This is a genomic window from Actinacidiphila sp. bgisy145, assembly GCF_057708125.1.
In genome coordinates this window covers 1-18,287 of record NZ_JBYIRL010000065.1, presented here as the reverse complement: position 1 = coordinate 18,287, position 18,287 = coordinate 1, and the positions used below count along the sequence as shown (strand labels likewise).

At 73.5% G+C, this 18,287-nt stretch carries 15 protein-coding genes; 9 read left to right on the top strand and 6 right to left on the bottom strand.

Annotated features, from left to right (window positions below; all coding sequences use genetic code 11):
• The first annotated feature begins 8 nt into the window (after nt 1-8).
• Genes AC3ERT_RS34950 through AC3ERT_RS34940 form a run of 3 tightly spaced genes read left to right on the top strand, consistent with a single transcriptional unit; the run spans nt 9 to nt 2,395 of the window.
• Complete coding sequence (locus tag AC3ERT_RS34950; protein ID WP_435179069.1) at nt 9-884, top strand: 4'-phosphopantetheinyl transferase family protein; 876 nt, start codon at nt 9-11, stop codon at nt 882-884.
• Between the two features lie 11 nt (nt 885-895).
• Complete coding sequence (locus AC3ERT_RS34945; RefSeq protein WP_435179067.1) at nt 896-2,203, top strand: NAD(P)/FAD-dependent oxidoreductase; 1,308 nt, start codon at nt 896-898, stop codon at nt 2,201-2,203.
• A 21-nt stretch (nt 2,204-2,224) separates the two neighbouring features.
• Nucleotides 2,225-2,395 carry a hypothetical protein gene (locus tag AC3ERT_RS34940; protein WP_435179065.1) on the top strand — a complete coding sequence of 57 codons (171 nt, stop codon included), beginning with the start codon at nt 2,225-2,227 and terminating at the stop codon, nt 2,393-2,395.
• 168 nt (nt 2,396-2,563) lie between these two features.
• Here AC3ERT_RS34940 and AC3ERT_RS34935 read toward each other — a convergent pair whose 3' ends face one another.
• The gene (locus tag AC3ERT_RS34935; protein WP_435179063.1) at nt 2,564-3,313 is read right to left on the bottom strand and encodes a MerR family transcriptional regulator; all 750 of its coding nucleotides are present in this window, start codon (nt 3,311-3,313) and stop codon (nt 2,564-2,566) included.
• Nucleotides 3,314-3,400: 87 nt separating this feature from the next.
• Here AC3ERT_RS34935 and AC3ERT_RS34930 point away from each other — a divergent pair, with 87 nt between their 5' ends.
• The 3 genes from AC3ERT_RS34930 (at nt 3,401) to AC3ERT_RS34920 (ending at nt 7,517) form a co-directional block, all read left to right on the top strand.
• Nucleotides 3,401-3,826 (top strand): DUF3291 domain-containing protein, encoded by a 426-nt coding sequence (locus tag AC3ERT_RS34930; protein ID WP_435179061.1) that lies wholly within the window; start codon nt 3,401-3,403, stop codon nt 3,824-3,826.
• Between the two features lie 119 nt (nt 3,827-3,945).
• The gene (locus tag AC3ERT_RS34925) at nt 3,946-5,496 is read left to right on the top strand and encodes a DHA2 family efflux MFS transporter permease subunit (RefSeq protein WP_435179059.1); all 1,551 of its coding nucleotides are present in this window, start codon (nt 3,946-3,948) and stop codon (nt 5,494-5,496) included.
• 356 nt (nt 5,497-5,852) lie between these two features.
• Nucleotides 5,853-7,517 (top strand): N,N-dimethylformamidase beta subunit family domain-containing protein, encoded by a 1,665-nt coding sequence (locus tag AC3ERT_RS34920; protein WP_435179057.1) that lies wholly within the window; start codon nt 5,853-5,855, stop codon nt 7,515-7,517.
• Between the two features lie 163 nt (nt 7,518-7,680).
• Here AC3ERT_RS34920 and AC3ERT_RS34915 read toward each other — a convergent pair whose 3' ends face one another.
• Both AC3ERT_RS34915 and AC3ERT_RS34910 read right to left on the bottom strand, forming a co-directional pair.
• On the bottom strand, nt 7,681-7,818 hold the full coding sequence (locus AC3ERT_RS34915; RefSeq protein WP_335975163.1) for a hypothetical protein: 138 nt from the start codon (nt 7,816-7,818) through the stop codon (nt 7,681-7,683).
• Nucleotides 7,819-8,071: 253 nt separating this feature from the next.
• Nucleotides 8,072-11,227, bottom strand: coding sequence for an AfsR/SARP family transcriptional regulator (locus tag AC3ERT_RS34910; protein WP_488180755.1), 3,156 nt, complete (start codon nt 11,225-11,227; stop codon nt 8,072-8,074).
• Between the two features lie 492 nt (nt 11,228-11,719).
• On the opposite strand from AC3ERT_RS34910, the gene AC3ERT_RS34905 reads away from it, so the two are divergent.
• Complete coding sequence (locus tag AC3ERT_RS34905; RefSeq protein ID WP_435179053.1) at nt 11,720-12,859, top strand: PP2C family protein-serine/threonine phosphatase; 1,140 nt, start codon at nt 11,720-11,722, stop codon at nt 12,857-12,859.
• Between the two features lie 78 nt (nt 12,860-12,937).
• Here AC3ERT_RS34905 and AC3ERT_RS34900 read toward each other — a convergent pair whose 3' ends face one another.
• Together AC3ERT_RS34900 and htpX are read right to left on the bottom strand one after the other, a co-directional pair.
• Nucleotides 12,938-13,414 (bottom strand): hypothetical protein, encoded by a 477-nt coding sequence (locus AC3ERT_RS34900; RefSeq protein WP_435133982.1) that lies wholly within the window; start codon nt 13,412-13,414, stop codon nt 12,938-12,940.
• A 182-nt stretch (nt 13,415-13,596) separates the two neighbouring features.
• Entirely contained in the window at nt 13,597-14,499 is a 903-nt protein-coding gene (gene htpX, locus AC3ERT_RS34895) for a zinc metalloprotease HtpX (RefSeq protein WP_435179050.1), read from the bottom strand.
• A gap of 300 nt (nt 14,500-14,799) precedes the next feature.
• Here htpX and AC3ERT_RS34890 point away from each other — a divergent pair, with 300 nt between their 5' ends.
• Nucleotides 14,800-16,500: a glycosyltransferase 87 family protein gene (locus tag AC3ERT_RS34890; protein ID WP_435179048.1), complete on the top strand. Its 1,701-nt coding sequence runs from the start codon at nt 14,800-14,802 to the stop codon at nt 16,498-16,500.
• Between the two features lie 101 nt (nt 16,501-16,601).
• Nucleotides 16,602-17,747 carry a site-2 protease family protein gene (locus AC3ERT_RS34885; protein WP_435133990.1) on the top strand — a complete coding sequence of 382 codons (1,146 nt, stop codon included), beginning with the start codon at nt 16,602-16,604 and terminating at the stop codon, nt 17,745-17,747.
• A gap of 38 nt (nt 17,748-17,785) precedes the next feature.
• Here the strand turns inward: AC3ERT_RS34885 and AC3ERT_RS34880 are convergent, their stop codons facing one another.
• Entirely contained in the window at nt 17,786-18,175 is a 390-nt protein-coding gene (locus AC3ERT_RS34880; protein ID WP_435179046.1) for a hypothetical protein, read from the bottom strand.
• Between the last annotated feature and the right edge of the window lie 112 nt (nt 18,176-18,287).

Sequence of the window (18,287 nt, the reverse complement as noted above, 5' to 3'; positions counted from 1 at the left end):
AGGCCCCCGTGACGCACCGCACGACCGACCCGACCCGCCCGTACCGCGCAGAACAGCCGTCCTCCGCAACCCGGTTGGCGGACGACCCGGCGGCACCGCGGCTGTGGCTGCTGCCCGAGCACGCCGTGCCGCGGTTCGCCGCCGAGACCGGCGGGCTGCGGCTGCTCACCGCCGACGAGCGGGCCCGGCACGCCCGGCTGCCCACCGAGGGCGCCCGGCGCCGCTACCTGGGCGCGCGGCTGCTCTCGCGCCACGCGCTCAGCGCCGCCACCGGACTGCCGCCCGAGCAGTGGCGGTTCCGCCCCGGGCCGTTCGGCCGCCCCGAGCCCCAACCGGCCGCGGACGGCATACGGTTCAACCTCGCCCACACCGACGGCCTCATCGCGTGCGTGGTCACCCGGGGCGGCACCTGCGGGGTGGACGTCGAGCGCGCCCCCGCCTCCCCGGAGGCGGTCGCGCACCTCGCCCGCCGCTTCGCCGCCCCCGAACAGGCCGAACTGGCTGCCCTGACGGAGGCGGAGCGGCGGGCCCGCTTCAGCGAACTGTGGGTGCTCAAGGAGGCATACCTCAAGGCGCTGGGCACCGGCCTGACCCGGCCGCTGTCCGGCTTCACCTTCACCGGCCCGCGCCCGCGCCCGTATGCGAACCCGCAGCCGTACGCGCGCCGCCCGCAGCCGTACACGCACCCGTACCCGTACCCGTCCGCAGCCCCCGACGACCGTGTCACCGTCGACGACCCCGAGCTGGCCCCGGGGGAGTGCGACCGCTGGCGCTTCGACCTGCTCCACCCCGGCCCGGACCACGTCCTGGCCGTGGCCGCAGCCGACGGGCGCCCCGGCGCCCCGCACTGCACCGATCTCTTCGACCTCCCCGCCGGACTGTGAAGGAAACCGTCATGCCGCTGAACCCCGCCCCACGCGTTGCGATCGTCGGTGCCGGTGCCGCAGGGATCTCCGCCGCCTACCACCTGCGCGACCGCGCCCGGATCACGCTCTTCGAGCGGGAGAACCGCCTCGGCGGCCACGCCAACACCGTGGAGGTCGAGGAGAACGGCAAGGTCCTCGGCATCGACACCGCGTTCGTCGTCTTCAACCGCCCGGCCTACCCCAACATCTACCGTTTCTTCGAGGAGTTGGGGGTGGAGCCGGTCCAGCACCTGGGCGGCTTCAACTTCTTCGACCTCGACAGCGGCCTGGAGTACGGCACCACCGAACTGGCCTGGAGCGAGGAGGAGGTGCGGGCGCACTACGGCCAGACGCACCCGCGGTTCCTCACCATCTGGCGCGAGGCCCGCCGCTTCCACACCGAGGGCCGCAAGGACTTCGTGCGGGGGCGCGCCGACATCCCGCTGGGCGAGTACCTCGACCGCGGCGGCTACAGCGCGGAGTTCCGCCACTCGTACGTGATCCTGCTGTGCTCCGCGGTCTGGTCGGTGCCGGCCGAGCTGATCTGGCAGATGCCGGCGGCCACGGTCATCGCGTTCTTCCTCGGCCACGACGAGGGCGGGCTCGGCGGGCAGCGGGTGGACTGGCGCACCGTCGGCGGCGGCTCGATCTCCTACGTCCGCAAGGCGATCGCCGCCATCGGCCCGGAGCTGCGGATCGCCGAGCCGGCCACCGGGGTGCGCCAGGACGCCGACGGGGTCACCGTGACCACCGCCCGCGGCAGCGAGACCTTCGACTACGCGGTGCTGGCCGCCCACGCCGACGAGTCGCTGGCGCTGCTGGAGAACCCCACCGAGCGGCAGCGGGCCGTCCTCGGCCCGATCCACTACAACCGGTCCCGGGTGGTGCTGCACACCGACGCCTCGGTGATGCCCGGCACCCGCGAGCGCTGGGAGGCGTGGAACTACGGCAAGGTCTCCGTCGATGGCGCCGCCGGCACCTATGTCGCCTACTACATGAACAAGCTGCACGGCTTCACCGCCGAGCAGGACTACTTCGTCACCCTCGACTACCCCGGCACGATCGACCCCCAGCGGGTGATCGCCGAGTTCCCGTACACGCACCCGATCATCGACGTCCGCGTGCGGGAGCTCCAGAAGGACATCTACCAGGTCAACGAGGGCACCCGGGTGAAGCTCTGCGGGTCCTACTTCCACTCCAAGCAGCTGCACTGGGACCAGATCGGATCTCACGAGGCGGCGTTCTCCTCCGGCATGGAGGCCGCCGCCCAGCTCCTGCGCGAACTCCCGGCCCACTGACGCGAAAGGCAGGCAGCGCACATGACCGCCATCGACGACACGGCGTACGAGGAACGGCACCGGCTGCTCACGCTCAGCTGGTGGCAACTGGTGTGCATGAGCGCGGGGGTGCGCCCGGCGGTCGATCCGGAGGTCCACCCGGGCACCCACCCGGACGGGCCGGACGGCGAGGCTCCGGCCGAGGCCGCCTGACCTTGACCCTGACCGTGCTTCTGCTTCTGCTTCTGTTTCCGCTTCTGCGCGCGCCCGTGCCGTGTCCGTACGTACGTGCCGCCGGACCGCGGCCCGGCGGGCGGCCCGGTGGGCGGTCCGCCGGACCGCCGCCCGGGGCCCGCGGTCCGGGCGGCGGGGGCGGGCCGCTCACCGGCTGTGCCGCTTCGCGGACTCGTTCTCCTGGGCGAGCCGGCGCAGCGCCAGCAGGGCCGGCTCCAGCAGGATCGTCAACAGCACAGCCCGCTCGGCCCGTTCGAGCAGGTCGTCCTCCTCGTCGAGCTGGTCGAGGTCGAGCACCGCGGTCTCCTCGGCGATCCGGGCGTAGGGCAGCAGCGAGCGCCAGCTGTAGTCCGCGCCGAGGGAGCGCATCGTCTCCAGCGTCTCGGCGACGACGCCCTGTGCGGGGGAGTAGGGGGAGATCTCCCAGCCCATCTCCGCCAGCAGCTCGTCCACCTCGGACCGGCCGGCATCCGCCTCGGACGGGTCGGGCTCCTCCTCGGACGGGTCCGTCTCCGTCTTCGTCTCGGCCGTCTCCGCCTCCACCTCGGCCGGGCGCGGGCCCTTCCCCGCCGGGTTCGGCTCCTTCCCGGCCGGGCCGCGCACCGGCTCGGCGTTCTCCTTGTCCACCGGCCGGGCGCCCAGTACCAGCCCGAGCACCTGATGCAGGTCGGCCTCGTTCTCGGAGACCGCGCCCAGTACGTCCCTGGTCTGCTGCACGGTCAGGCCGCGCACCCCGATCAGCGCCCGGATCAGCCGCAGCCGCCGCAGGTGCTGGTCGCCGTACTCGGCCTGGGTGGCCGCGGTGGCCCGCCCCGGCGGCAGCAGGCCCTCGCGCAGATAGAACTTGATGGTCGCGTTCGGGACTCCGCTGCGGCGGCTCAGCTCGGAGATGCGCAAGACGTTCCTGCTCTCGACTGGCAATTGGGTACTGGCACTGTCTAGTATAGATACTGCCACTCACTAATTATGAAGGCAGGGGTTACGGTGCCCACTCTTCCCTGGACGATTCCGAATCCGGCCGCGCCGAACACCGAGGCGTTCGTCATGGCATCCCGGTTCGAGGTGCGGTCCGCCAAGGACGTGCCCCGCTTCTTCGCGAAGTCGCTGGTGGCGTGGCGCCAGGTGCGGGCCGCCCGGGGCGCGCTCGGGGCCTCGCTGATCGCCCAGCCGCTGAAGCGCACCTTCTTCACGCTCTCCGCCTGGGACACCCGGGACTCCCTCTACGCCTTCGCCGGGACCGCGCCGCACCGGGACATCATGACGAGCCTGCGGCCCACCTGCCGCGACTCGACCTTCACCTTCTGGACCGTCCCGGTCGGGCAGCTGCCGATCACCTGGGACGACGCCAAGCAGCACCTCGCCGAGCAGGCGCGGGCCGACGAGGCCGGCCGCCGCGCCGCCGCCTCCTGACCTGACGGCCGCCGGCCGGCCTGCGCCGCCCGCCCCGAACACCCGGCCCGGGGTCCCCCGTCCCCGGGCCGGGGCCCACCACCGGTCGGCCATGGCGCCGACACCTGCAAAGGAGTGTCATGAGCACGATGAAAGAGGAGGGCGTGGCACCGCCCTCCGCGGAACCCGGGGCCGGCGGCCGCACCCTGCCGCTCTGGCTGACGATCGCCGCGTGCAGCGTGCCCATGTTCATGGTCGCGCTCGACAACCTCGTCGTCTCCACCGCGCTCCGCACGCTCGCGGTCAAGCTCCACGCGTCCAGCCAGGACCTCCAGTGGTTCGTCAACGCCTATGTCCTGAGCTTCGCCTGCCTGCTGCTGACCGGCGCCGCGCTCGGCGACCGCTTCGGCCGCCGGAAGGTCTTCCTCGGCGGCATCGCGGTCTTCACCCTCGCCTCGATCGGCTGCGGCCTGTCGGACACCAGCGGCCAGCTGATCTTCTGGCGGGTCGTCGAGGGCTTCGGCGGCGCGGCCGTGATGCCGCTGTCGATGACACTGCTGGGCGCCGCGGTGCCCGCCCGCCGGCGCAGCCTCGCACTCGGCCTGTGGTCCGCGTTCAGCGGGCTGGCCATCGCCATGGGCCCGGTGGTCGGCGGCGCGGTCGTCGACGGCCTGGCCTGGCAGTGGATCTTCTGGATCAACGTCCCCGTCTGCGTGGTCGCCATCCCGCTGGTGGTCTTCGTGCTGCGGGAGAGCAAGGTCCCCGACACCCACCTGGACCTGCTCGGCATGGTGCTGGCCACCGCCGGGCTGGTCGCGGTGGTCTGGGGGATCGTCAACGGCCAGCAGGACGGCTGGTCCTCCGGCCGCATCCTCGGCGCCTTCGTCGGCGGCGCGGTCCTGCTGCTGCTCTTCCTGTTCTGGCAGCGCCGGGCGGCACACCCGCTGCTCCCGCTCCGGCTCTACCGGGCCCGGGCGTTCGTGCTGACCAACATCGTCTCCGCGAGCATGTACTTCGGCGTCTTCGGCTCGATCTTCATGCTCTCCCAGTACCTCCAGATCGCGCCGCACCGCACCCCGCTGCACGCGGGCCTGCTGACCCTGGCCTGGACGCTGATGCCGATGGTGATCGCACCGGTCGCCGGCCTGCTCACCGACCGCGTCGGCGGCGGGCGGCTGATGGCGCTCGGGCTGTTCCTCCAGGCGATCGGCCTGGCCTGGATCAACCTCGCCGCCACCGCGGACACCCCCTACTCGCACCTGGTCGGCGGCATGGTCATCGGCGGCGCCGGCATGGGCTTCGTCTTCGCGCCCACCGCCGCGGTGGTCCTCGCCTCGGCCGGGCCTCGGCACCAGGGGCAGGCGTCCGGCGCCAACAGCACCGTCCGGGAGATCGGCGGCGCGCTCGGCGTCGCGGTGCTCGGCACCGTCTTCGCCCGCAGCGGCAGCTACCTCGGCGCGCAGCAGTTCGTCCACGGGCTGCACCCGGCGACGTGGGTCGGCGTGTGCGTGGTCGTGGCGGGCGGGATCTGCGCGCTGTTCATCCCGCGTGACGTGTCGCCGCCCGCGGAGCCGGCCGAGGACGGCGACACGTCCGAGGGCGAGCCGGCCGAAGCCGCCCCGTCCGAAGGGGCCGTGGCCGAGGGCGCGACCGTGGTCGGGCTGCGCGCGGTGCGACCCGCCGCGGACTGACCCGGGACCCTACCGGGCCGCGCCGCACCCGGGACCGTACGGGCGGGGCGCCGCAGCACCCGGAACCGTACGACCCGCCCGGTTCCTGTGACTCCGTGGCACGCGCCGTCCTCCCTTGGCCCTGGGCGGCGTGTGCCACGGACCCGTCTGAGCTGCGATGCCCTCCGCTGCCGCCCTCCACCGCCCTTCGCCGGGAGGGTGCGCCACCCGGTCGACGCCGGGCGCGACCAACGGCGGCATCCGCCACCGTCCCGGTCGCGTCCGCCGTGCCCGCCGGCCGGACCTGCCGCAGGATCGGGACGGTGAGCGGGCGCGGGCCCGCGGGCGGTGGGCGCGTACGGAGAGGACGGCGGCTCATGCACGGCAGCGGGCAGCAGGCGTCCCGGCGGCGCCCCGACGAACCCGACGAACCCGCCCCGCCGGCCCTCTCCCCACCACCGGCCCCGGCCCCCGGCCCCCGCGGTGACGCCCTCACCGGACCGGCCCCCGGTCGGCGCCAGGTGCTGCGCGCCGCCGCGTCGGGCCTGGTTGCCGTCACCGCCGCCGGGTGCGGCGCCGGTACGCACCACACCCACCCCACCCCCTCCGCGCGCCCCACCCCCGACCCGGGCGCCTTCCGCCTGACCGGGCACGCCGCGCCCAAGGGCACCAAGGACTGGCGGCTCGGCCCGACCGGCCCGCCGCACGCGATCGAGGGCTACGCGGACCGGGTCAGTGTGCTGCCGGGCGAGACCGTCGGGCTGCACGTGTCGACCCCCTCCCGCACCTTCCGCGTCTCCGCCTTCCGCGTCGGCTGGTACGGCGGCGCGCAGGCGGCCCTGGTGTGGGCCTCGCACACCGCGCGCGGCGGACGGCAGGACCGGCGCAGCACCACCCTCGACACGCGCATGATCAGCGCCGGCTGGGACCGCGCCATGGAGATCCCGACCACCGGCTGGCCCGCGGGCGCCTACCTGCTGCGGCTGGAGGCCGACAGCGGCCACCAGCGGTACGTCCCCCTGGTGGTCCGCTCGACCGCCGCCCACGGCCGCACCCTGCTCATGCACGCCCCGGCGACCTGGCAGGCGTACAACGACTGGGGCGGCAGCTGCCTCTATTACGGCTCGGACGGCTCCTACTCCCGCCGCTCCTACGAGGTCTCCTTCGAACGGCCCTACGCCAAGAACGGCGCCGAGAAGTTCCTCGTCTACGAACGGGCCGCCGTGGTCCTCGCCGAGCGCTCGGGCATCCCGCTCGCGTACACCACCGGGGTGGACGTCCACCGCGACCCGTCGGTGCTGGCCGGCGCCACCACCGCGGTCTCCCTCGGCCACGACGAGTACTGGACGCCCGAGCAGCGCCGGCACGTCACCGCCGCCCGCGACAAGGGCACCAACCTCCTCTTCCTCGGCGCCAACACCTGCTTCCGCCGGGTCCGGCTGGCACCGGCCACCGGCGGCGCCCAGCCGGCCGTGGTGTGCTTCAAGACCGACTACTACGACGACCCGTACCTCGCCGACCACCCGAAGATGGCCACCACCGACTTCCGCGCCGGACCGGGCGCCGACCCGGAGTCGTCCCTGACCGGCGTCCTGTACGAAGGCTTCCCGGTTGACGCCCCGTTCGTCGTCCAGAACCCCGACCACTGGGCCTTCCGCGGCACCGGGGTCCGCCGCGGCGAGAGCTTCGCCCACCTCGTCGGCGTCGAGTACGACCGCGTCACCCCCAGCGCCCCCACCCCGGCGCCGATCGAGGTCGTCGCGCACTCGCCGCTGGTCTGCCACGGGCGGCACAGCCACTCCGACTCCGCGTACTACACCGCCCCCGGCGGTGCCGGCGTCTACGCCACCGGCACCATGCGCTGGGTCGAGGGCCTCATGGCGGGCACCGGCCTCGACGGCCGCGACCACGGCATGGACGCGCGCACCCGGGAGTTCGTCACCAAAGTCACCGACAACCTCCTCACCGGCTTCGCCCAGGGTCCCGCCCTCCACCGCCACCCCGCGCCCCGCCCCAACCTCTCCCGCCTGTACCCGTCCTGAGTCCTCAAGATCTTTTGACCGCTCGCGAAGGCAACGCAAAAAGCTCTGTCAGAGCTCTAAAGAAGGCATAGTGTGTCTCTCGTCCCCGCCGGGCAGCGGGCCGTGAACGCCAACCGCCGCGACATCCTTGCGGGAGGCCGCGGCTGGTCGGGAGACGTGCTGCTCAGGCGGAGACGAGGGTCGGGCTGCTGTCGTTGTTCTTCGCCAGGAGGATGCACTTCGCTTCCACGACCGTCGCCGTGGACGGCGTCGAGTCGGCGGGTGGAGCCGCCGGCGCGACGTCCGGCTCGGGGAGTGCCACGCCCCGGACCGAGCTGACGGATACCCCGGACGGGGCCGGTGATGCGGCGGTTGCCGCTGCGGACGCTGCGAGGGTGATGATGCCGATGCTGGACAAGGTTGCGCCCACGAAAAGGGCAGCCCTCGGCGAGGGTATGCGAATCAAGCCGCGCTCCAGATCAAGGTACGTTGAGAACCCTGGAGCGTAGATCATCTGCCGCCTCGTCGGCGAATTCGACGTGATGTGCCCGCGAGGAGTATAAGGAGCGTGATCGTCAGGCGTCCGTGACGCCGTCGAGGTCCTGTAACTGCCGTGCTATGACGTCCGCTGCCCGGTGGTGCTGCACTCGGGCGGCCGCGAGAGCCTGCCGCAGGAGTTTGCGCGCCTTTGTCATATGCCCCGAGGATGACAGTATATGAGCGAGCACGGTCTGTGCCTCCACGACCTCGTCCAGGTCGTGAATCCGCGTCGCGGTCATGACGGCTTCTTCCAGATGGGTCCGGGCGCTGTCGAGCTGCCCCTCGTCGAGCTCGGTCCGTCCGATGCCCCGGAGCGCCTGCGCCGTCTGGTGGGCCGCCCCGATGTCCCGTGCGACCTGGAGGGCATCCGTGAAGGACGTCGTCGCCTCTCCGAAGGAGCCGCGCTTGCGATGCGCCTCGCCCATGCTGACGAGGACGTCCGCATAGCTCTTCCGGTCGTCCAGTGAAAGGAAGACCGGCAGCAGCGAGCGGCACAACTCCAGCGCTTTTTCCGTCTCCCCGAGTTCGATGAGGATATCGGCGAGGCTGCTGCGTGCCGTCGCTCTGTCGTAGCGGTTTCCCGAGGCGTCCAGTAAATGAATTGCTTCCTCCGAGGCATGCCGGGCGAGATCTATCCTTCCGATTCTCAGAAAAGCGTCGGAGAGATTGTTCAGAGCAACGGCTGCCGCCTTCTTCTGGCCGATCTCGATCGAGTGGGCGCGGGATCTCCGGAAATTCTCGATGGCCTTTTCGTTCTCGCCCAGATAAAGGCTCGCCACGCCAATATTGTTTGCCAGGCGGGACTGGTCGCCGCGGCTGCCGAGGTCGGCGTATATGTCGTAGGAATTCTGGAAGCATTCGAGTGCGGCCGCGTGTTCCCCGCGGTGCCACTGGAGGGCGCCGACCGCCCGGAGGGCCTCCGCCTCGGCGGGGCGGTCGCCGGCCGTGCGGGCGATCTCCAGCGCGGGCCGTGCCGCGTCGGCTGCTTCCCCGTACTGGCCGGTGCTCGCCAGGGCATTGGAGAGGCCGAGCAGCGCGCGGCACAGGACGGGCCGGGGGCCGTCCTGCGACCAGTGGGCCACCGCGTGCCCCAGTACCTCGACGGCGTCCTGCCAGTGGCATTCTGCGTCGAGGAATCCCGCGACGCAGAACGCGAGGCGGGCGGCACTTTCGGGGCTTCCGTGGCGCCGGGCGAATGCCTCGACCGCCAGGATGTTCTCGCGTTCGGTGTCCAGCCACCGCCTTGCGGCGTCGGCGTCAGCCCAACTCGGCAGCTCACAACGGTATGTGACGGGCCATGAGATCGCGCGCAGGCGGTCGGGATATGCCAGCCGGTCGGCAGCGTCGACGGCCTGAACGTAATAGCTGATCATCCGATCGACGATCCGGGTGCGGACATGATCGTCATCCTCCGCCTTGGTGAGGCCGAAGGCGTAATGCCGTAGAAGATCATGGAATTGATAGCGCTCGGGTACGGGCTCACGTAAGAGGTGATATGTCAGGAGGTCTTCCAGCAGCCGTTCCGCGGTTCCCAGGGGAAGGCCCAGGGCAGCGGCGGCGGTCTCGGCGGTGAAGTCGGGACCGGGGTGCAGGCTCAGCTGCCGGAAGGTTCTGCGTTGCGCTCTGGTGAGGGTCCGGTAGGAGAGGTCGAAGGCTCGGGCCACTTCGTGGTCGGCGTCCCGCATCTCGGCCAGGCGCTCGGGGCTGCGCAGCAACCGGTCGCGGAGGGTGGCGAGGGTCCACGCGTTGCGAGCCTGGAAGCGGTTGGCCACGACTTCGATGGCGAGCGGAAGGAAGCCGCACAGGCGGACGATCCGCCGTACTTCGACCGTGTCCCGGGTGCGCTCCTCGCCCGCGAACCTCCGGAACAGCGCGACCGCGTCGTCCCCGGGGAGGACGTCGAGCAGGATGTTGCGTGCGCCGGGCAGCCCGCTGATGTGCCGCCTACTGGTCAGGATGACCAGAGAGGGCGTGTCGCTCGGCAGCAGCAGGCGTACCTGGTCGGCGTCGAGGACGTCGTCGAGCACGATGACGGCACGGCGCTCGGCCAGCATCGTGCGCCACAGGTCGGCCCGCCCCTCCACGTCGACGGGGATGTCCTCCGCGGGTGCGCCGATCAGCCGCAGCAGCACGGCAAGTGCCGCGTCCGGGCTGAGCGGCTCCTGGAGCAGGGAGTGCGCGCGCAGGTCGAGGTAGAGCTGCGCGGCTGGGTAGGCGCCGGCGAGTTCCGCGGCGGTGTGCACCGCGATGGCGGTCTTCCCGACGCCCGCCATGCCGCTGACGGTCTCCAGCGCGAGGACCGATCCTCCGCGGGCGGCGTCGATGGACCCGGTCAGGGCGCGCAGTTCGGTGTCCCGGCCGATGAGCGGCGGCTGGTGGGGGAGGTTCCGAGGCGAGCGGGCAGGTGCGGGGTCGGGCTGCGGCGCGGTGGCCACCGCTGGCCCGGGAGCGGTCGTGGCCGCCCGGACCAGGTCTGCCGCCGGGGCTCGGTTCAGGATGCCGAGGTGGATGCGTTCCAGCGCGGCCCCCGGCCGGGCGCCGTACTCCTCCATCAGCAACCGGCGGGCCTGCTCGTGTACGCGCACCGCGTCGGTGAACCGCCGGCTGCCGTAGTAGGCGAGCATGAGATGCCCCAGGAGCGTCTCGTCGCCCGGATACTGCGCCACGAGTGCGGAGATCTCGCTGACGCTCTCGGCGAACCGGCCCAGCCGCAGTTCCGCGCCGAGCCGGGACAGGGTGGCGGCCAGGTGGCGTTCGGACATCATCCGCCGGGCCGTCTCGGCCCACTGGCCGGGCAGCCCGGCCAGTGCCTCGCCCTGCCAGAGCGCGTCGGCCGACGCGAGGGCTTCCACGGCGGTCCGGTCCTCACGGCGGACGGCTTCGGCCACCAGCCGCTGGTAGCGGTGCCAGTCCACGGAGTCGGGTTCGGCTTCGAGGACGTAGGTGTGGGCGCGGGTCGCGATGCGCGGTGCGTCGGGGCCGCCGGCCGCGCGCCGTAGGCGCCCCCGCAGCCGTGAGACATAGGTGTGGGCGTTCTCGCGGGCATGGTCCGGCGGCGCTCCGTCCCACAGCCGGCCCACCAGTGCGTCCAGTGCGATCGGGCGCCCCGCCTCGAGTGCGAGGGCGGCCAGCAGCGTCCGCTCCTTCACCGATCCGAGTTCCTGGCGCTCGCCGTCGACCCACAGCGCCACCGGTCCCAGTATGTGGAATTCCACCAGCGCCCCTCCCCGCTGGTCCGTCCCTCACGACGAGGATGGCACCGGTGGGGAAAAGGTGCCATACCCTCCAGAAGCGTGGCCGGATCGCCCCGCGCGCCGGCTTGCCCGGTTGTGGCGGCAGGGGGTGCGGGTGGCGGGGTGGGTAGACGACAGGTGACCGTAAGTGGGGCACTGTCGATCGCCTGGGGGTCCGTGGACGGTTCGTCGCACGAGGTGCATCACAACACCATCAGTGGAGAGGCTCAGTTGTCGGGTGTCACCATCCAGGCCCGAGATGTGCACGGCGGGCTGCATGTGCACGCGGCGCCCCCCGGTGACACCCGCCGGCTTCCGGACGGTCAGCCGCTTCGCGTACGGGACCGCGGCCCGGCAGGGCGCGTACGGAGTGGCGGGCTGCGGCGCCCGCGGGGAAGGGAGAGCGGCTCGGGCGTACCTTATGTGCTGTTCGGACCTAAAATCTGCCGTATGGACCTGCGGCGGCTGGACGACCTGACGGAGCGGACACCGCCGCTGGCGATCGTGATCCCGCTCGCCCTCGTGGTCGTCATCACCGTCGCGGACACCGTCTCGCCCCGGGAGGTGTTCCTCAGCCCGCTGCTGGTGGTCGCGCCCGCGCTGACCGCGTCGTTCGCCGGGCCGTGGCGCACCGCGCTGATCGCGCTCTTCGCGGTGGGCGGGCAACTGCTCGTCGCGGACGTGACCGGCGAGTCGGGCACGCAGCCGCGGGTGTGGCAGCTGGTCGCGCTGGTCGTGCTGTCGATCCTGCTGGTCTTCTTCAGCTACGTCCGCGAAGGCCGCAGCCGCCAGCTCAGCCGGGTCCGGCTGGTGGCCGAGACCGCGCAGCGGGTGCTGCTGCGGCCGCCGCCGGAGCAGGTCGGGCCGCTACGCATCGCCTGGCGCTACCTCGCCGCCGAGGACGACGCGCAGATGGGCGGCGACCTGTTCGCCGTCACCCGCAGACGCCCGGACCTGACCCGGGTGATGATCGGGGACGTGCGCGGCAAGGGGCTGCCCGCGATCGGGGAGGCGTCGGCGGTGCTCGGCGCGTTCCGGGAGACGGCGCGGTACTGCGACACGCTGCCCGGGCTGGTGGCGGCGCTGGAGGAGCGGGTCATCCGCGACATGGAGGAGGTCGCGGAGAGCCGGGAGGACCCGGGCGAGCACTTCATCACCGCGCTGCTGCTGGAGCTCCCCGACAGCGGCGGCCCGGTCCGCGTGGCCAGCTGCGGCCACCCGCCGCCGCTGGTGATCGGCGCCGACGGCCGGATCGGCACGCCCGAGTGCACCGCGCCCGTGCCGCCCCTGGGCACCGGCCTGCTGCCGATGGCGGGCGTGCACGCCGACGAGCTGCCGTACGGCGACGGCGACACGCTCCTGCTCTACACCGACGGACTGATCGAGGCCCGCTCCCGGCAGGGCGTCTTCTACCCGCTCGCCGAGCGCGTGGCGGCCTTCCCGCCCGCCCTGTCCCCGGAAGACCTGCTGGATCACCTGCGTGACGACCTGCTCCACCACACCGGCGGTCGCCTCGCCGACGACGCCGCGCTGCTCGCCATCACCCGTACCGGCCCGGCGGACACCCCGGCCGGCGGCCCGGCGCTGTAAGCACCCGCCGTACGACACCCCCGCCGTACGCCGGCCCCCCGCCGTACGCCGTACGACACCCCCGCCGTACCGGCCGCCTCAGCGGGGCCGGCCGTGCCCGGGCCGCAGCCACGGATGGCGCGGCGGGCCCGCGGGCGAGGGCGCCGTACCCGACCGCGCGCGGCCCCCGCCGGGACCCCCGCCGCCCGGCGGCGCCGTGTTCGGGGCGTCCCGCTCAGGGCCGCCCGCACGCTGCGGGCCGCCGGACCCGCTCTCCTCGCGGTCGGCCGGATAGAGCCCGTCCTCGCGGTAGCGGGCGGTGGCGATCGCCTCGACCGCCTCCTCGTCGGTGAACCGCTCCGACCCGGGGATGTGCGGGATGGAGCCGATGAGCACACCGTCGCGGAGTACCTGGGCGTCGAGTCCGGCGGGTCCGCCCGGCGTCCACAGGGCCTCGCTGCCGTCCCCGAGGACGACGCGGATGCCGTAGCTGTACACCCCGGTCTCGGTTCGATGGGCCATGACGTCCCGCGCACGCAGTCGGTCGACCATGCGGTCGATACGGTCGGCTTCCATCGTCCGAGTACCTCGCTTCCGGCCTGCACCGGCGCCACCGTGTTGTCGGACGTCCCCTGGACGTCCCCCGCACATCCCCTGGTCGTCCCTTGGCGTCCTTGCGCGCCGACTCGCGGTCGGCACCGCTTTTCCACGGTACTGCGCGGGCCCGGACCCGGCGGTCCGGGCGGGACGGCCGCCGCTCAGGCGTGCAGGCCCAGCTCCGTGGACAGCTTCGCGAGGGCCGCGAGCCGGCGCTCCAGGCTGGGGTGCGTGGAGAACACGGCCGCCAGCGGCGAGCCCTCCTTCAGCGCGGGGGTGAAGAAGAACGCGTTGAACGCCCGCGCCGTCCGCAGGTCCTCGCTGGGGATACGGGCGATGGTGCCGCTCACCTTGACCAGCGCGGACGCCAGGTCCGACGGGCGGCCGGTCAGCTCGGCGGCGCTGCGGTCGGCCGCCAGCTCGCGGTAGCGCGACAGCGCGCGGATCAGCAGGAAGCTCAGCGAGTACACCACCACCGACACCGCCATGATCAAGGTGAGCATCAGCAGGGTGTTCTGGTCCCGCCGGCCCCGGCCGAACAGCTCCGAGTAGAAGGCGAAACGCACCATCAGCCCGGCGAGCACACCCAGGAACGACGCGAGGGTGATCACCGCGACGTCCCGGTGCGCGACGTGCGACAGCTCGTGCGCGAGCACCCCGTCCAGCTCACCGGGTTCCAGCCGCCGCAGCAGGCCGGTGGTCACGCACACCACGGCGTGGTCGGCGTTGCGGCCGGTGGCGAAGGCGTTCGGCAGGTCCATCTCGGAGACCGCCACCTGCGGCTTCGGCATGTCGGCCAGCGCGCACAGCCGGTCGACCGCGCCGTGCAGCTCCGGCTGCTCCTGCGCGGTGACCTCGTGGGCGTGCATCGCGAACAGCGCGATCCGGTCGGAGAACCAGTACTGCGCCGCCAGCACCCCGGCCGCGATCACCACCACGACCACCACGGACTTCAGCAGGGCGACGAGCACCGCGACGAACGCCACGAACACCAGGCCCAGCAGGAAGAGCACGGTCACCATCCGGACCGTGAGCCGCCAGTCGGGCGCGAACCGGGAACGCACGACCGGTCACCGCCTCTCCACTCGCCCCCCGCCCATTCCAGTGTGCTCCGCCGCAGCCCCCGACGGGAGGAAACCAGCAGGTCATCGCCCCTGTGCCGGGCGCCGAAGCGGCACGGTGCGTCCAGCACCCATGCACCGAGGGCCCGGCGCGGCCGCGCAACCCGTCCGGGCGGCGCCTGCCCGTGTGTCGCGCACCGGCCGGCGGGGGCGTCCGCGCGGCGCGGCCGCTTCCGTATCCCATGCTGAGGGAGCGTCAGCAGCCGGGCTGGCGGGAGGCGTCGAGAGGCGGGCATCGCGTTCATGGTCCTTCCGCTGCGGGTGAGGTGGGCGGCCGCCCTGTGCGCCCTGTCGTTCGCCGCCGTGTGGGTCGCCCAGCGCGCGGCGCACGTCTCGCTCATCGACGTCATGGTCTACCGCGCGGCGGGCCAGACCGTACGGGCCGGCGGCGACCTGTACGCGATGCGCGCCACCCCGGCGTTGCTGCCGATGACCTACCCGCCCTTCGCCGGGCTGCTGTTCGTGCCGCTGACCTGGCTCGGCGTCGCCCCCATGCGCACCGCCGTCACCGCGGGGAACCTGCTGCTGACGGTGGTGCTCGCCGCGCTGTCGCTGCGGCTGGTGCTGCGCCGCCGCCCGGGTGCGGCCGCGGTGCTGGGCACGGCCGCGGGGGCGGTGTGGAGCGAACCGGTCTGGTCCACCCTCCGCTACGGCCAGGTCAACATCCTGCTGGTCTGCCTGGTGCTGTGGGACTTCACCCGCCGCCCCGACAGCCGCCTCGCCGGGGCCGGCACCGGACTGGCGGCGGCGATCAAGGTCACCCCGCTGCTGTTCCTGGTGGTGCTCGCCGGGGCGGCCGTCGCCACCCGCGGGCAGGGCACCTGCTGGCTGCGCCGCCTCCTCACCGCCGCCGGCACCTTCGCCGGCGCCACGCTGCTGGCCGCCGCGGCGCTGCCGCACGACTCGCTGCGCTACTGGACCGACTGCGCCTTCGCCCCCGGCCGGTCCGGGTCGGCGGTGAACGTCGCCAACCAGTCCGTCCGCGGCATCGTCGCCCGCGCCCAGCACACTCCGCACCCCACTGCCGTCTGGCTCGTTCTCGCGGTGCTGGTCGCCGCCCTCGGCACCGCCGTCGCCGTCGCGGCCCTGGCGGCGGGTCCGCGCCTGCCCCGCGGCACCGCCTGGGCCGTGGTGGCCGCCGGCGTCACCTCACTCCTGGTCAGCCCGATCAGCTGGACCCACCACTGGGTGTGGGACGTGCCGCTGGTGGTCCTGGTCTGCTACGAGGCGCTCCAGCGGCGTACGCCCGGCTGGTACGCGGGCGCGGCGGCCTGCGTGGTGGCGTTCTGCTGCGCCGCCATGTGGATGCTGCCGCACGGCCCGGGCAGCCCCGAGCTCCGGGAGAACGCGGCGCAGATACTGGTCGCCGCGCTCTACCCGCTGGCCGGGATCGCCTTCCTCGCCACCGCCGCGGCCGTGACGCCGGGCTGGTCGGTGGCGCGGCTGAAGCGGCCGGGCTTCGGCCGCGGGGCACGCACCGAACCGGCGGGGGCGCCGCGCGGCGGGCTGGCCCGGGAGGCGGTCCGGTTCTGCGCGGTGGGCGCGGCCGGCGTCCTGGTCAACCTCGGCGTGTACAACCTGCTGCGGCACTACACCTCCCTGCTGGTGGTGCAGGCCGGGGCGATCGCCACGCTGGCCGCCATCGCGTTCAACTACGTGGGCCTGCGCTTCTTCACCTACCGCGACTGCGACCCGCGCCGCCGGCTGCGCCGGATCACCCTCTTCCTCGCCTTCAGCGTGGTCGGCGCCGCCATCGAGAACGGTGTCTTCTACGGCGAGACCCGCGGGCTCGGCTGGAGCAGCCCGCTGCGCAGCAGCACCGGCAAGGTCGTGGGCATCGCGCTGGCCACCGCGTTCCGCTTCTGGGCGTACCGGACCTGGGTGTTCACCTTCCTGCCCGCCGCCCGGGAGACCCCGCGGCCCGCCGGGGACGAGGGGTCGTAGCAGCGGTATCCCGGCCGCGCCCGTACGGGAGCAGACTGGAGGGTGAGGCGGAGCCCGCCCGGTGGCGGGTACGCCTGCCGGGCACGGGTGTGGGAGGTGCGATGAACGGATCGCCACCGCTGGGCCGGGTCGCGGGTGTGCCGCTGCGGGTGCACTGGAGCGCGCCGCTGCTGATCGTCATCCTGAGCGTCGAACTCGCCTCCGGTGTGCTGCCGGCCTGGGCGCCCGGCCACTCCCACGGGATCTACGACGCGCTGGCCGTCGTCGGCGCGCTGCTGCTGACGGTGAGCCTGGTCGCCCATGAGGCGGCGCACGCGCTGGTCGCCCGCCGGGCCGGGGTCGAGGTGGAGGACGTCACGGTCTTCGCGCTCGGCGGGGTGACCCGGATGGGGACGGCCGGCAAGGCGCGCGACGCCGGCCGGATCGCCGCGGCGGGCCCCCTGACGAGCCTGCTGCTGGGCGCGGTCGGCCTGGGCGCGGCGGCGCTGACCGGCGGCGTGCTGCACTGGACGCTGCCGGCCGCGCTGCTGGCCTGGACCGGCTGGGCGAACGTCCTGCTCGCCGGGTTCAACCTGATCCCGGCCGCGCCGCTGGACGGCGGCCGGGTGCTCCAGGCCGTGGTCTGGCGGCTGCGCGGCGACCGCGAGCAGGCCGCCCGGATCGCCGCGCGCTGTGGCCAGGTGGCGGGTGCGCTGATGGTGGCGGGCGGCTGGCTGGAGTTCCTGACCGGCGGCACCGCGGGGCTGTGGCTCGCGCTGGTCGGCCTGTTCGTGCTGCTGGCCGCCTTCTCCGAAGTGCGCAGGAGCATGCTGTTCGAGGCGGTGCGCGGGCTGCGGGCGTCCGACGCGATGCGGCCGGCGGCCACCGGCCAGGACTGGCAGACCGTGGACCGCTTCGTCGCCGAGACGGTGCCGCGCGCCGCGGGCCAGCCCGTGGTGCCGGTCACCGACTTCGACGGCCGCTCCAGCGGCGTGGTCACGCTCGCCGCGCTGCGCTCGGTGCCGCCGGCCCGGCGCGAGGAGGTCAAGGTCCGCGACATCGCCGCGCCCCTGGACACCTGCACCCTGGCCGGGCCCGACGAGCAGGTCACCGACGTCCTGGACCACGCGGTCACCACCGCGGGCCGCCCGATCCTGGTCATGGCGGACCGGCACGTCGTCGGGATGATCACCGTGGAGGACCTCATCGCCCTCGCCCGCCGGCGCCCCCACCCGCCGGCCTGGCCGCCGAGCGTCCACAGCCACTGAGCCTGCGGCCGGGCCCGCGCCCGGGCGTCGGGGCCCGGCTAGTTCGTCGGGCCGCAGGCGGAGGTGGAGCCGAGGCGGACGCAGACCGCCATCAGGTGGCCGGGCCCGTCGTAGTACCAGGCGCTGTGGTGGTAGCCGGCGGTGGCGATCTGCTGGGACTCGATCACGTCGGCGCTCGCGTCCGCGTCGTCCTGTATCCAGACGGAGCAGCCCGTGGAGTCGCCCACGGTCTCCCAGCGCATGTAGTCGTGGGCGGGGGAGCCCTGGAGCTCGATCTCCTGCACGACGGCGCACCCGTCGACGGGGATGGTGTCGGTGCCCTCGAACCGCGGGGTCGCGGCGGCGGCCGGGGCGGCGCCGACGGCGAGCGCGCCCCCGGCGAGGAGCGCGGTGGCGGCCAGGAACGTCGCGGCCCGCTGCGTACCCATCACACGTCCCCCCTCCGCCCGCCGGGTCCGGCGGGTCAAGGCAGCAGGGTAGCGCGGGCGCGTGGACGCCCCGGAGCGCCATCCAGGGGGGGGGGGTGGGGGGGGGGGGGGG